General features: G+C 28.6%; 20 protein-coding genes. 2 read left to right on the top strand and 18 right to left on the bottom strand.

Features of this window, described 5'->3' with window-relative positions:
- The 7 genes from AX016_RS11835 to AX016_RS11805 form a co-directional block, all read right to left on the bottom strand.
- A complete protein-coding gene (locus AX016_RS11835; protein ID WP_100895810.1) occupies positions 1–489 on the bottom strand; it encodes a MepB family protein in 489 nt (162 codons plus the stop codon).
- Positions 490–660: 171 nt separating this feature from the next.
- Positions 661–1,380: a DUF6882 domain-containing protein gene (locus AX016_RS11830; protein ID WP_100895809.1), complete on the bottom strand. Its 720-nt coding sequence runs from the start codon at positions 1,378–1,380 to the stop codon at positions 661–663.
- Between the two features lie 36 nt (positions 1,381–1,416).
- A complete protein-coding gene (locus AX016_RS11825; protein ID WP_100895808.1) occupies positions 1,417–1,971 on the bottom strand; it encodes a hypothetical protein in 555 nt (184 codons plus the stop codon).
- Between the two features lie 14 nt (positions 1,972–1,985).
- A complete protein-coding gene (locus tag AX016_RS11820; RefSeq protein WP_100895807.1) occupies positions 1,986–2,447 on the bottom strand; it encodes a DUF3806 domain-containing protein in 462 nt (153 codons plus the stop codon).
- Positions 2,448–2,459: 12 nt separating this feature from the next.
- Positions 2,460–2,870 (bottom strand): hypothetical protein, encoded by a 411-nt coding sequence (locus AX016_RS11815; RefSeq protein ID WP_100895806.1) that lies wholly within the window; start codon positions 2,868–2,870, stop codon positions 2,460–2,462.
- A gap of 110 nt (positions 2,871–2,980) precedes the next feature.
- On the bottom strand, positions 2,981–3,715 hold the full coding sequence (locus tag AX016_RS11810; protein WP_100895805.1) for a LytR/AlgR family response regulator transcription factor: 735 nt from the start codon (positions 3,713–3,715) through the stop codon (positions 2,981–2,983).
- Positions 3,712–5,556: a tetratricopeptide repeat-containing sensor histidine kinase gene (locus AX016_RS11805; RefSeq protein ID WP_100895804.1), complete on the bottom strand. Its 1,845-nt coding sequence runs from the start codon at positions 5,554–5,556 to the stop codon at positions 3,712–3,714. Before AX016_RS11805 ends, AX016_RS11810 begins: the two co-directional genes overlap by 4 nt.
- Before the next feature lie 158 nt (positions 5,557–5,714).
- On the opposite strand from AX016_RS11805, the gene AX016_RS11800 reads away from it, so the two are divergent.
- Together AX016_RS11800 and AX016_RS11795 are read left to right on the top strand one after the other, a co-directional pair.
- The gene (locus tag AX016_RS11800) at positions 5,715–6,167 is read left to right on the top strand and encodes a hypothetical protein (RefSeq protein ID WP_100895803.1); all 453 of its coding nucleotides are present in this window, start codon (positions 5,715–5,717) and stop codon (positions 6,165–6,167) included.
- A 35-nt stretch (positions 6,168–6,202) separates the two neighbouring features.
- Positions 6,203–7,027 carry a hypothetical protein gene (locus AX016_RS11795; protein ID WP_100895802.1) on the top strand — a complete coding sequence of 275 codons (825 nt, stop codon included), beginning with the start codon at positions 6,203–6,205 and terminating at the stop codon, positions 7,025–7,027.
- Here the strand turns inward: AX016_RS11795 and AX016_RS11790 are convergent.
- From AX016_RS11790 to AX016_RS11740, 11 genes are all read right to left on the bottom strand, one after another.
- Positions 7,009–7,602: a DUF3592 domain-containing protein gene (locus tag AX016_RS11790; protein WP_157811124.1), complete on the bottom strand. Its 594-nt coding sequence runs from the start codon at positions 7,600–7,602 to the stop codon at positions 7,009–7,011. The genes AX016_RS11795 and AX016_RS11790 overlap by 19 nt on opposite strands.
- Positions 7,603–7,731: 129 nt before the next feature.
- Entirely contained in the window at positions 7,732–8,415 is a 684-nt protein-coding gene (locus tag AX016_RS11785; protein WP_100895800.1) for a hypothetical protein, read from the bottom strand.
- Between the two features lie 29 nt (positions 8,416–8,444).
- Complete coding sequence (locus AX016_RS11780; protein ID WP_100895799.1) at positions 8,445–8,828, bottom strand: hypothetical protein; 384 nt, start codon at positions 8,826–8,828, stop codon at positions 8,445–8,447.
- A 23-nt stretch (positions 8,829–8,851) separates the two neighbouring features.
- A complete protein-coding gene (locus AX016_RS11775; RefSeq protein ID WP_100895798.1) occupies positions 8,852–9,340 on the bottom strand; it encodes an AAA family ATPase in 489 nt (162 codons plus the stop codon).
- A gap of 41 nt (positions 9,341–9,381) precedes the next feature.
- Positions 9,382–10,002: a hypothetical protein gene (locus tag AX016_RS11770; RefSeq protein ID WP_100895797.1), complete on the bottom strand. Its 621-nt coding sequence runs from the start codon at positions 10,000–10,002 to the stop codon at positions 9,382–9,384.
- 144 nt (positions 10,003–10,146) lie between these two features.
- Complete coding sequence (locus tag AX016_RS11765) at positions 10,147–10,407, bottom strand: hypothetical protein (RefSeq protein WP_100895796.1); 261 nt, start codon at positions 10,405–10,407, stop codon at positions 10,147–10,149.
- Positions 10,408–10,427: 20 nt separating this feature from the next.
- Positions 10,428–10,958 carry a hypothetical protein gene (locus AX016_RS17300; RefSeq protein ID WP_198519434.1) on the bottom strand — a complete coding sequence of 177 codons (531 nt, stop codon included), beginning with the start codon at positions 10,956–10,958 and terminating at the stop codon, positions 10,428–10,430.
- A 29-nt stretch (positions 10,959–10,987) separates the two neighbouring features.
- Positions 10,988–12,202, bottom strand: coding sequence for a DUF4272 domain-containing protein (locus AX016_RS11755; RefSeq protein ID WP_100895795.1), 1,215 nt, complete (start codon positions 12,200–12,202; stop codon positions 10,988–10,990).
- Between the two features lie 29 nt (positions 12,203–12,231).
- Complete coding sequence (locus AX016_RS11750; RefSeq protein WP_100895794.1) at positions 12,232–12,720, bottom strand: hypothetical protein; 489 nt, start codon at positions 12,718–12,720, stop codon at positions 12,232–12,234.
- Positions 12,721–12,726: 6 nt separating this feature from the next.
- Positions 12,727–13,086: a hypothetical protein gene (locus tag AX016_RS11745; protein WP_100895793.1), complete on the bottom strand. Its 360-nt coding sequence runs from the start codon at positions 13,084–13,086 to the stop codon at positions 12,727–12,729.
- A gap of 127 nt (positions 13,087–13,213) precedes the next feature.
- Positions 13,214–13,408, bottom strand: a complete 195-nt coding sequence (locus tag AX016_RS11740) for a hypothetical protein (RefSeq protein ID WP_100895792.1) — start codon at positions 13,406–13,408, stop codon at positions 13,214–13,216.
- Between the last annotated feature and the right edge of the window lie 110 nt (positions 13,409–13,518).

The raw sequence follows: 13,518 nt of genomic DNA, 5'->3' as shown, positions 1-13,518 counted from the left end.
CTAACTATAAAGAGCATTAACCTCCTCTAGATTGATTTCATCATTAATAATATAAAAATATTTTAATTGCCACTCTTGGGTTTTTAAAGCCTGTTTACTTATTGGCACAACCCAACTAGGGTATACTCTAAATGCCCTTTTACCCTCCTTTTTCTCTGTAGATAGTATTCCTTTTTTTAGTAAAACAGATTTAGGAAAAACAAATTGCCCTAACTTATCTTGATCTGCTACGTTTACAATAAAAAAATCTATGTTATTTGTGGCATTAAATGGCTCTATTGGTCCACTTTTACTTCTTTTCCAAAACGTAACAAACTGACCAAGTTTTTTAGGTGTTATTTTAGAGTTTCTGCTAATAATAACGTGTCCGCCTAACAAAAACCTGCAAGCATCATATTCCTTACTTTCTTCTTCTAATATAAAGTTGGTTATGGTGAGTTTACACTTATCGTAAATTTTAGTTTTAATTAGACTTAATTGGTTGTTCATTTATTTAGTTTGATATCAGATTATTTTTTAAGAAAATAAAACTAAAAAATTAATTAAGAATTTAATGTTTATTATTCAATTTTGATACTATTTAAATACTTAAAACATAAAAAGCCCTGTAACATTTACGCTACAGAGCTTTACTTATTTGGTTTAGTTGGATTCTAATATTTAGAGTTTACCACTTAAGGACTGTAACCTTCCTAAATCATCAAACTCAGCCGTAACTACTTTACCATCTTTTTCTCCTTTTATCTCCTTATCAGACATACTAAGTTTAAAGTCACGATCTATTAAATAGTTTTTTAAAGCACTCACGTGCGCTATACTTATAGAGCTTATTAACTGAGGAAATACAGTTAAAACCTTCTCTAGTTTGCTCTTATCTATTGCTGGTATTTTATCATCATCTATAGTTACAACCAATGTTCCTTGTCCGTAATTAGCACAGTAGTAGCTTTTAGAGTTAAACAAACCACAAGCAACCATTCCCATTTTATGCTCAAAATTTTCATCTACATTAAAATGAGGTTCTATAAGCTCTTTAATAGCATGTTCTTCTCCAAATTCTTTCAACTTATTAGACTGTAGCAATAAATTTTCTGGAATTCCGCTTTGCGTGTTTGCCCAACCCCACATCCAAGAACTTGTATTAAAAGATAATGAACCTATTACTTGTATTGGAAAAGATAACTCTCCAAAAGTAATAGTAGCTTTACCCATATCTAGTTGCCAACCATTATCTCCTATTACATCGCCAAAAACATATTGTTTTTCAAAAGACAAACCTGCATAATTTTCAACTAAATCATTAAAAGATTGTGGTTTTAATTTCTCTATTATCTTAAAGTCAGCCATATTTAATTCTTGGTTATTTTTTTCGTTTTCCATTTACATTTTTAAGTATTAATCTTGGTTTTTTTAGTTTTATTTATTGGCTGTAAGTAAAAAAAGCTCTCCATCATCAGTCATTCCTATAGGGTTTTTAGTTCTCTCTAGCCATTCTTCTTCATATAAAAACACATTATAATCTGCTACTAAATTTCTTGAAAATCTCTTTTTTGCTAAGTTTATAATTTGTTCGTCTAAAGACATGCTGCTCCTTTTAAAAAACACAACATAATCTTTATCTATATGAAGTAAAATAATATGTGTTTTATCTCCTGTTTTATATACATCTAACACTTTAAAAAAGCCAGGCGCCCTAACTACATAAAAGCCAAACTTAGCTACATCCGGATTAATTTTAGCCATATTTATGGCTTTGTTACTTGCAATTGTAAACCTAACCTTTTTAGACAAGCCTGCACTAAATGCAGATACGTCTGTAAAGCCTTCTTCTTTTAAAATTTGATTTTTTTTGTACTTAGAAATTAATGATTCATCTAAATCACAATCTCTATAAAACAACAATAAACCTGCATAGGTGTTATTTACTATTGACTTTTGCAGGTCTACTTTTCCCTTATCATCATCTGTCATTAAATAATTGCCTCTTATTTTTTACCTATGTTATACCTCATAGTTTCCATTATAGGCTCAAAAAAAGAAGTTTCTTTAGAATCTATTCTTTTTTGAACTATTGTATAAGGGAAAGTAGTATACACAGGATCTTCATTACGAATGCAAATTTCTGCACCATACTCATCTGTAATATGCTTCCAACTGGTACCAAACTCCTCGTTTAGGACTTCGCCGTAAGCACTTCCTAAACCAAACTCTACCATTTTAGGCGTTGGTTTGGTTAGACATTTAGAGTTAAAGTCTGCTATATCTTCATTAGCTACAAAATTTGACGAATCTGTTAACCAAAGTCCAAAAACTTTGGTTAACAGACTAGCTGTAAATGAACCATTAAAATCAGGTTCATATTTTTTACAAATAGAATACGCCAAATCTAAATCTAGCTCTAAATTATTTATTTCTCCTTGTGTTAAATCTCTTAGAGTAGTTTGCATATAACTTATATTTTACAAGTTATTCTCTAACAAATTTGTAAGTACTTTTACTCTGCTACTAACATCTGGAGCATTACTTACTGGGCAGTGATTTACTTCTAAAACACCATCTGTAAAAGTATAAGCTCTTTCTGGATTGTGGTGATTATCTCTGTTTACAATTACAACTTTTTTAAGCCCTTCTTGTAATGCTTCTTTACCCATATCATCTGCAGTAATTGCTGTAAAAGCTTCTACTAATGGCTCAAAATAAATTTGAGAATATGTATCCATATACAAATGCGTAAAACGGTCTTCAAATAATGTTTCCCATTCTATTTCTAAAGGAACATCAAAGCCAGCTGCTTTAGTTATTTGTTCTTTTAACGCAGGAAATTTTTCGTCTTGAAATGCTTTTGTAATTTTCTTTTCTTTAAGTCCCATAATTGTATGTTTTAAGTGTTAATTTTAATAATCTATGATTCTAAAATAGCACTAAAACACACTTATGTGATAAACGGTTTTACAAGCGTTGTTTTTTGTTTTAAATCCGTTTACAAATTGGCTAAAAACTGTTTTAAGTAGCTCTTTTTTCTAGAGGCTAACGGAATTTTTTCTCCGTCTTTTAATAAAATATTATTTAGCACAATAGACTCTATATAATTTATATTTATAAGATGAGATTGGTGTACTCTAACAAATATTTGTTCGCTTAAAATATTCTCATAATACTTTAAATTACGGGCACTCATTATTTTTTTATCTGCTGTGTAAAAAATAGTGTAACTCCCATCAGACTGGCACCTAATAATGTCATTTAAAGGCAATATGTGTTGCTCTTGAGTGGTTTTAATTAATAAATTCTTATGCTCGTCCTTAGTTTCTAAATCCTGAATTTTCATTTCTAAACTAAGCACCTTCTTATCTTGCTTGTATAAAGTTCTAAACCTGTCTATACACGCTGTAAGCTCATCAGAATCTATTGGTTTAAGTAAATAATCTATAGCATCTACACGTATAGCTTGTATAGCAAAATCATCATAAGCAGTAGTAAAAATAATTCTAAAAGATATTTTATCTAATGCATCTAATATTGTAAATGCATTACCACCAATTAGTTCTATATCCATAAAAACTAAATCTGGTGTATTTTCATTTAAAAATAAAATAGCATCATTAACCGTATCTATTGTTGCTATTACATCTATATCTTTTTGAGTGTATTTTAGTAATTTAGATAAGGTATTTTGAGCATTAAACTCGTCTTCTACTATAACTACTTTTATCATGTAATACTTAATTTAAAGGCTATTTTTGTTCCTATAGGTTGGTTATCCTTGTTAAATAAATCTTCAATTACAAAGCTCTTTTCTTCTGCTTTTTTACGCAATTTTAATCGTTCTATAAAAACATCTGTAGCGTGCAATTCTTTACTTTTTTTTGTTTTAGATTGATGTGATCTTCCCAGACCATTATCTGTAATAACAAAACACAATTTAGCATCTTCTTTATAAATTGATAACTCTAAAATACCGCCTTGCTTTTTTTCTTTTAAACCATATTCTATAGCATTTTCTAAAAACGGTTGTAACAACATTGGTGGTACTTTTAAAGTATGCACATCACAATCTTTAGCAACATTTAAAACGTAATTAAAAGCATAATCAAAACGTAATTGTTGTGTTTCTATGTAGTTAGAAATCATATTAATTTCTCGTTCTAAACTAATAGATTCTTTGCGTACATAGTCAAAATTCTGACGAATTAATTTAGCAAATTTAGCTATGTAGTTAGATGATTTTATAGGGTCTTTCTCTAAAGTAATATTTTGTATTGCGGCAAGTGTATTAAATATAAAATGCGGATTCATTTGCATTCTAAGCAAGCTCTGCTCTAGTTGTGATGCCTTATTGGCTGCCTTTAGTTTTGTAATGTACAAATAGGCACCTAACAAAACCAATAGTAACAATAACGCAGCAAACAAACTACCATAAAGTAATCTGTTTTTAGCAGCAATTTGCTTTAAAAATAGTAACTCAGCCTCTTTTTCTTTTGTTTTATATTTTACATTAGAAAAATTTAATAAACGTTCTGTTTCTTTGTTATGCTGCTCTATTTGTAGTACATCTCTTTTTTGTTGATACGCAAGTGCATCTTCTGGCTTATTAGTACGTATGGCAATAGTTATAAGCTTGTCTAAAATTTGTATTTGTTGTGGCGTGTCTTTATTCTGTTGGTAAATTTCTAACGATTGTTTGTAATAGCCTTCTGCAATTATAAAATTGTTATTTAAAAAGTAAGTATACCCTAAGCCTTTATATGGCGCACCGTTTTTAGCCGTAATGCTTTTATTTACCTTTATAGCTGCTTGTAAAAACTTTGCTGCAGATGCATAATTTTCTGTTTCTATATACGTAAAACCTATGTTATTTAAAATTTTAACTAAGGTTTGGGGTGACTTGGTATATTGTCCTAATTGCAGTGCTTTTTGGTATGCCTCTAAGGCTTTATTATAATTTTTTTCCTTTAAATAAATGGCTGCAATATTACTTTTTATAGCAATAACAGATGTTGTATCTTTTTGGTAGGTAAAAAGGCTATCTGCCTTTTGTATGTAGCTTAAAGCTTTAGGGTAATCTTCTAAAGTAAAATGTAACTGAAACAATAAATTATTAGCTTTAGCCAGCAATCTTTTGTCTTTTAACTCTGTAGCATTGGTTAGTGCTTCTAAAGCGTATCCTTGAGACTTCTCTAGATTTTTAAAACGTAAATTGGCTGCACTTAGCGTTATTAAACTCCTTGTTTTATTGTAAATATCTTTTTGGGCTGTAAATAAGCTATTTGCTTTTTTTTGTGCAGTTATAGCCTCTAAATACATATTGTTAACATAGTATATTTCGCCTTTTTTAAACAGAATTAAAGCTTCTTGCTCAGGTGTAATTCCTATAAAATTAGTTTGTAAACTATCTAATATTTGTATTGACTTTTCAGACTTAAATTGCGAAAGACTGTCTGTTATTTTTATAGTGTTATTAAACTCTACTAGGTTGTTTTTAGGTTGTGTACAACTTAACACTAAAAAGAGTAAACTACTGTATATTAAACTATTATTTAAAAAGCAATATTTCATGTATGCGGTATGCGTTCTTATAAAAACGAAGCTAACCTTTTCATTTTAAAACAGGAATATTTTTAACATCTAAATAGCAAATACAAAACAAATAGTAACACTTACAAAAGGCATTTATAACCAATACATAATTCTTATATTTTTAAACAAAAAATATAATGGACTATCCAGAACATATACTAAAAATAACCACTGGTGGCGGCTTTGAGATTACAAGCAAAAAAGAAGTGACTAAAAAAGTTACTCCCAAAATTGGCGTAGATAATGCTATATTTTTAATTTATGACTGGCCAGATGATAAAGAAGGTGCCAACACTAGTATAATTATTACCTTACACTACTCTTTTATTTTAAATGATAAAAAATACGAGATAAGCACAAAAAATACTTTTTACGATTTTGATAATAAGTTTTACAACAATCTACAAGACTGGTTTTTTAAAGATATGTATCCTTTATTTATGCATAAAGCATTGGAGATTTCTAAAGAGAAAATAGAGAAAGAACTAGGTGTTTCTCTTTCTAACATTGCCCCTTTTAACACCCAAGAAACTAAAGCAAAAAGACTAGCAAATAAAGCTGCAAAAAACTATTTAGTAGATACTATTTAAAATTATACAGAATAAAAGTTAAATTAACGTATAAAATGAAAAACGATTTATTGGAGAAACAAAATGAATTATACGGCAATTTAAATTTTGCTGCAGAAATTAAAAAAGACAATATTGGTATTATAAAGCATTTTATAGCTAGTGAAAAAGAAGCTTATGAAAACAATTTTCAAGGGCAGTTTTATCCTTCTTATCATTATGAAATAAACCGTGTAATGAGTTCTAAAATGTCTAAAATTGATGATGAAGATATTTATTTGGCATTTTACTACCAACTTAAACTTGGAAACATATATAAACCCTTAGAAAAGCATTATCCTTTATTTTTAAAGGCTGTAGCTCATAATATTGATGATAACGATTTAGATAATACATTTTTAAACCCAACTCATTTATATTTTTTATTTGGAATAATTAATAACGAAAATGCTGATAGTGTTTACGATACCGCTTATGAAGATTATACAGAAAGCCTAAAATTTATTACCCTATGTGGTTCATATACAACATTTCCTAATTTACGTAAAAAGAGAGCTCGCTTTATTCAGTTTTTAGAAAACGAAACAATAATGCGTCGTATTAAAAACGGGTTATCTCTTTATTTTAAGAGCGATTTTATAACTTCTGGTTCTTTAGTTCTTTTACTTTTAGATACTAATACTAGCTCTAAAGAAGTTTTATATAATCTGCATAAGTTAAATTTAAAAAATACTAACGTTTGGTTATTAGGTAGCTTTTACAAGGATTTTAAAAAATCAGATACTAACAAGAAACTATTAAAAGACTTGTATGCTACCTATCCAAAAGAATGGATTGATGAGTACCAAAAAACAGATTGGAATCAAATAGATTCCTTGTAATTTTTATGCTGTAAATCAACGGCCTTATTTTTCTTTTTAAAAATAAGGTTGTTAATTATCCTTGTAATAGAAGACCATAAGATAAACCCTAAAAACACAAAGAATAGTCTAATAAAGAAGCCTTCTTTATCTATATTAGGAATGCCAAACACATAAAAATAATTGCTGTAAAAATCAAACCCTTTGGAGATACCAATAGCAAAAAAACCAAATCCTATTACCAAAAAAACATACTTTATAAAAAAGTCTTTCTTTGGCAAATAGTAATCCTTTGGCGGGTTTTTAGGATTATAATAAACAGGAGTTACATCTCCTATTTCTACTTTAGAGTTACTTCTTCCTTTAATTCTATGGCTTTGCAAGTTTCCGTTTTTATAATACTCAAAACTATACACAGGTACTTTTATAACACCAGAAAATCCTTCTTCATTTTCAGAACCTTTTTCTAGAGATATAGATACCACTTTAGCTGTAGTTAGGATTCCGTTTCTTTTTATCTTTCCATTTCTAATTAAAATGTAAAGAAAACCAAGAATTAAAAATAATCCTATTATTACAAATATTGAACTTGCCACTATAGCCATATATAACTTACAAAATTAAGGAGTTACTTAGATAGTTAAGTTATACAACATTTATTAAAAAAGAAAGAAAAATGATTAGAATTATACAGTAAAACACAATAAAAAGTAATCATAATTAAATTAATTAACAAAATGCCAGTCAATTACTACATTGTTTTTATTTTTTGTTAATGTATTTATTAAACTTTTCAGTTCTTTTATAGATGTTATGTCTATTTGGCATTTATCTGTATCTACAATTAATACGTTGTTACTAATAAATTTCTCTTTAAATTCTTGTGAGTTTGCCAGTAATGCAAACTCTTTAAGCGTATTAGAATTTATTTGCTGATTTTGTTTTACAGCTTCCTCCTCCTTAAGATCCTTATATTTTTTACTAGCACTAACTAATTTATAAAAATCTTCTTTTATTAGTTCAGCAATACGCTGTAAACGGTTGTTATTTATAGTGTTACCATATAAATTATAGTTATCTATATTGGCACTTATATACTTTGTATCTTTTGTTTTTAAGTATTTATTAAAGTTACTATCATACAAATTATGCAACTCTATATTGTACTTATCTACAAGGTTATCTGTAATTAAGTTTTCTATATAAACACCATTAAAATTTACCCATATTGGCGTAGAGGCTATTAACTCTATATGAATATTTATAAAATTACCTGCGCTATCATTTGCTTTAAAGTGATATTCATATGCTAACGAAACCTGCTCAAAAGGTGTAAAATTATAATTGTCCTGAAGAAATTTAAAATGTGTTTCTACAGCATATTTAACCTCATAGAGCAAGTTGTTCATACATCTATTTTAAAAAGTAAAAAATCTAATTAGCTTGCTTGTGCTTTAAATTCGTTCATTTTTTTTAAAACTAACGGCACAAATAACGCAAACTTAGCATTAAAATCTTCTTGTGATGTAGCCTTGTTCATTGTAGCAACCATAGTAGACCAAGCTTTATAAAGTGCATCTTCAATAGTATTATTATTCTCCTGAAACTCTATATTTAATGCTTTAACAAGGCTTACAACCTCTTTTTCTTTGTAAAAACCAGTTTCTTTTACTTTAAAAAATACTTGTTCTAACTTTTCTTCTCCTTTTAATAAATCATCAGTAGTTAAATTACCTTTATTGGCACCAACAACTTCAAAAGTATCTATCATTAGATTTTGTACTTCTCCATCTATTTTTTCGTCTAAACGTATTGCAATCATCTGTATATATTTTTTAGCTGTTATTACGCTGTAATAACAATTCCATTTTTCATTTCGTTTGCGCTTGGTTTTTCAAACCAAGTTTCCATAAAGTCAAAATTCTCTTTTGTAACTTCAAACTCAAACGTTTCACCTTTTTCTGTATTTCTTTGTAATACCCTTTTTAGTCTGGTTTCTTTGGGTATATCTAAAAAATGAGTTGTTAGTTTAAAATCATTTACACTTGCAAATCTTCTAAACTTTTCTCTGTGTTCTAATTTAGATAACCCTAAATCTAAAATAGCATCTACATTAGTGTTTTGCAGCTGTGTTACCAGGTTTAAAATTAACTCTTCTGCCCTATTTATTCGTTCTAAAAACCACTCTAAACCATCTTCTGGCTTTTTATCTGCAAGAAACAATGTGTTATTCCATTTATCTATAGAAAAAACAATTCCGCCAGTTTTATTTTTTAATTTGTTAGCGTAGGTTGTTTTACCAGAACCAGTGTTTCCTACAATTAAATGTATCATCTTTTGTAATTATTGATTTTTAGATAAAAAAATAAGGAAAATTATTTTTCTAAAGGAATTGTACCCACTATTTGGCCTTCTTTTAACACAAAAAGTAAATTTGCAATAGGAGCATTACCGTAACTGTCATCTTCCCAAGTACCAACGTGCAAGTTTATAAATGTGCCTAACAATTGTGTATCTGCGTGCCTAGCAACAACCATCATACAAGTACGTCTAGGTATACTAACCAAAATTTCTTCTGCTCCTAACATTTCATGTGCTTTACGCATATGCTTTGCAGATAATATGCGTTCACTACAAAAATCTAGTCCGCTAGAAGTCAAAACTTTATTGTCTAACTTATCTACTGCAGTGAATTTTGTCTCAAATTCTTCTAAATTTTTAAAAGCTTCTTGTAAAACTTCATCAGGATCTAATTTTTCTAAATGCTGATGAGTTAAAAACACAAAATTATCTGGAGTATCATACCCAAAACCTACAACAACTTTTAAATCTTCTTCTGTACCTATTAAGTTAGATTTTACAGCACCTGCCTTAATACCAACCCAGTCTCCCGGTTTAAGTATTGGGTAAATTTTATACGCACCACTTTCTGCTTGTTGTGCTAATTTTTCAATTTCTTCTTTAGATTTTTCATCGCCATGAACAGTGTCACTCATTCTTCTACTATTTTATTTAAACTGAATATTGAAAATACAGTAAATATTCTTAACTAAAAAAATGCTTTTATATGCGTAGTGTATAGTTTTATATTTGAAAAAAACTGGTACTAGTTTTAGTCTATACTTTGTTTTTAAGAAAGTTTAATTTACCTCTCTTGACTCTAATTCTTTTTTTATTTTTTTCATATTCATATAGTTTAAAGGAATCATACTTCCAGTAGAGAAAGCAACAACTAACAAGGGAGTAAAAACAGCATTATTACCTTTTGCGACTAAACCATAAATACATATAATAATTAAAAAAGAGACTACAATTGTTAATGCAGTTGTAATTACTTTTAACCCTTTTAGTTCTCCTTTTAATTTATCTGTTGGTTTATTTTTTAGGTCCTGTGTTTTCATCTTGTTTTTTTAGTTAAAACTTACCATTCTCTCCATAAATCGGCTAATCCTTCACCATCTGCATAATCATCTGGTTTTAAATCAGCTGCTATTGTAATATGATCTATAAGCTCACATAAATCTTCTCTTTCTCCGGTTTCTATTAAACCGTCAGCATTACTATTTAAATTATTTAGTTCAGTTACAGCAGTTTCAAAAAAGGAAACTTTCTCTATTTCTTTTCCATTTTCTCCTAAAGTAATTAAATTAGCTATTAAGGTATTAAAAATATGCCTTGCTGCACTACAATTTTCCTCTGTGTACTGCTCCATATTAAACTCTGTAAAGTTTGTTTGCCACATAGCAAAAGGATAATACTTTTTGGTTTCTAAAAGTCTATCTGCATAAGATAAAGATTGATTAGCAACCACAACAGGAACCTTGCTGGACTTTAAACTTTTAGTGTCGTTAACAACTGCTATATTATTCTTTTTCTTTTTAGGCATAATAAAAACAGAAAAAATTATAATTGCAGCAAATACAACAATAATTAAAATAATAGCTCTAGGCATATTTTTAGATTTTTATTCAATTTAAAATTTTAAGTGTCGCAACTAACATCATCCCACTGGGCATTGTTGTAATTTATAAGCCAGTTTAATGCGTAATGACGCTCGTAAACTACGCCTGGGTGTACTTCTTCTATTTGTAAACCATTAATTCTTGCGTCTACACAAGCCCAATCTAAACGGTAATATAAGTCGTTTGCATTTAATATTTCTGCTGTACTTTTTACACTAGTTTGTGCGTTTATAAAATTCCAAGGATCTTTATCTTTACCTACGGGATATTGCTCTGTTGGTATATTATTTAAGTCAGCCAATGCGTTAGGAAAACCTATTTCTGTTGTCTTGTCTAATGCCCAAAAAAGCACCCAAATACACTCGCATTTCCAAGTTTCTTGACTTTTTTTGTCTTCGGTAGGGTTTTGTAAAAAATCTAATTCTTTTGGTGTTACTAAATCAATTAAATTATATTTACTTATATACTCTAATGCATCTGAACCCGACATAGAATTAAATGCAACAAAATTAGTAACAGCTAGTATAGTTACACGCTCTGCTATTTCTTTTGCTGAACGAATTTCTACACTATCTTCACTCTCTACAAATGGTAAATTCTTATTTACTTTTATATTTTTTGATGCTATAAAGGCATCATTTTGTTCTTTTCTTAATTTTTGGTCCTCTGTAGCTTCTGTTTGAGGTTTGTCATAATACTTAGAGTCTATATTTACAACTAATTCCTCTATTTCACAATTACCATCACCATCTATAATTAAGTCTAAATTTTTATCTAAAAAATGCTGACCATTAGATTTTGAAATTAGAGCGTCTGGCTGTACAAAAAGTACGGCATCTAATTCTTGTGCTAACTCTAATATTATTTCTTTTAAGTTTTTAATGGTACCCTCTTGCTGAATAGAAAACTCTGCGTTTAATGTTTGTACTTTGGCTAAACACAAGCCTTTTACATTTTCATTATTGGTAGGCAAAGAATTTATATAACCATACAAACCTTTTAAGTTCTCGTTTAAAGGGCAATCTTCTGTTGCATGAATTTGATAATCTGGCTGTAACCGTTCTCTATAATTAATTAGTAATTTACTGCCTTTACCAAACAAACCACCTTTGGTTTCTGCTACTACTTTACTAGAGTTTCCTGTAGTATTTACACTTACATTAGAAATACTTTTTTTTAGTACTTCTACAATTTTATCTACACCAATTTTATGTGTGTATACGGTACATATCATATGTATTATTGTTTTTTATAAGATTGATATTAAACAATCATTCCTGATTTCTCTGCATTAATAAGTTGCACATAGCCCTCAAAATAAAAAGGAATATTATCTTCTACACCATTAACTAATCTTTTTTCTACTTTGTCATTAGCAATAATTGAAGCTTCAAAATTAGGTTGACCAGTAACTAATATTGGCTGGTTTAATTTATCATACCAAAAATATTTTCCTCCAAAATTTTGCCGTGCTACTTCAAAAATATATGAACCAACTGTTGTAATTAAATTTTGCTGTTGTTCCTTATCCATTTGCTTATAAAAATCAGACGCTTCGTCTAACATATTATCAACAACCTCTAAACTTTTAACGGAATAATCTAATCCTTTAAATTTTTCTGAACTACTACTCACAAAAAAATCAGCAGATTTAGTCATATCATTTATAAAATTATTTTGTTTGTCATCTAAAGATGATTCACTTTTACTTGTGTTGGTGTTCTTTTTTTTAAAGAAATTGAATAGTCCCACTCTAATTTATTTTATAAAAAAGTTAATAATACTTAAAATAAGTGCTAGTATTGAAATAATTGTTGTTTTATGGTTTTTGATAAATAATTTAAATACTTCATACTTAGTAAATGGAAAACCTCCATCCTTTAAAAATAAACTCCCTTTTCTAGTTAGTTTTAATTTAATTCCTGGGCCTTGCTGAGTAGAAACGTCCATTATATCGATAAATTCTAATCTTTCTAATTCTTCAGCGCATACAAAAGTTAAATCTTCATCAATATTTTCATTTTTTGAAACATCAAAAATTAAATAATATTTAAAATCTTTTGTAAGATATTTTAGTATCTTATTTTTTGCTTTATTATTTCTTATTGTTTTATTCAATTAATTGTTATTTGTTTACCTTGAAATTCTAATAAAAGCTTATGATCTAAGACTTCTTTCCTATAAAATTAAAAGATAGTTCTTACAGAGAGTAATTTAGAGATTGTTTTTTAATGGAGCAAAAAAATTATTCTATATACGTATTTATAGAGCAGTCTAATTTGCAGTTTTTAGCTAGCATTTTTCTAAAACCTACTGCTAGGTCGTACTCTTCAAAAATTAAGGCTTCTGTAATACTATCGCTAAGTATAAGTTGTTGCAATAAATACTCTACTACGTATTTATTGTCTGCGGTAAATAATACAAATTTGGTGGAGTCCAACCTTAAAGTTTATTTGTGTAATAATTTTTCAAATGTAGTAAATACAATTTTAAAAGCTTGCCAAAATAAAAAACCCTTCTAAAAATTTAGAAGGGTTAATATCAATTTTA

This window comes from Cellulophaga sp. RHA19 (genome assembly GCF_002813425.1).
GTDB lineage: Bacteria > Bacteroidota > Bacteroidia > Flavobacteriales > Flavobacteriaceae > Cellulophaga.
The sequence above is the reverse complement of the archived record's forward strand: the minus strand, read 5'-3'. Positions and strand labels throughout refer to the sequence as shown.